Consider the following 535-nt stretch of genomic DNA (forward strand, 5'->3'; position numbering starts at 1 on the left):
CTGGTGGATGGCGGACACACCGAACAATACGACTACGCCGTGCAGTCGCTCCGCGAGCTCCCATACTCTGATTGGCGCGACTTCGATCCCGAGGACACGATGAGGTTCTTCTCGCTGCGGCTGCATGAAGCCGGGATTGTCAAGTCGAACCCAAACGAGATCATCGCGAACGGCACGGATTGGCGCTTTTTCAACGAGGTCAAGCGCGAGATGAAAACGTGAGCGAGTGGGCGGCGCGCATCTTGCTGCTGGCGCTGATGGCCGGGCCGGCACACGCGCACGACGCGCCGCACGACGAGCGCCTGCCGACGATCGGACAGGCGCCGGACTTTACCTTGGTATCGCAGGACGGTGTGCGTGTGTCGCTGCACGACTTTCGCGGCAAGGTGGTCGCCGTTTCATTCATCTATACGTACTGTACCGACGTCTGCCCCATGCTGACCGCCCATATGGCCAGCGTGCAGGAAAAGTTGGGTAGTGCATTCGGACCGAAAATCGCCTTCGTTTCGATCACCGTCGACCCGGAGCGCGACAC

The 535-nt window shown here is 61.1% G+C and carries 1 protein-coding gene and 1 pseudogene; both read left to right on the forward strand.

Annotated elements, in window-relative coordinates:
• Positions 1–222 (forward strand): annotated as a pseudogene (locus NKJ91_RS33765) (ABC transporter substrate-binding protein); the annotation flags it as partial.
• On the forward strand, positions 219–535 hold a 317-nt coding region (locus NKJ91_RS33770; RefSeq protein WP_352458955.1), incomplete at its 3' end, for an SCO family protein. The pseudogene NKJ91_RS33765 and the gene NKJ91_RS33770, both read left to right, overlap by 4 nt.

It is taken from the genome of Mesorhizobium sp. M0040, assembly GCF_040323505.1.
GTDB lineage: Bacteria > Pseudomonadota > Alphaproteobacteria > Rhizobiales > Rhizobiaceae > Mesorhizobium.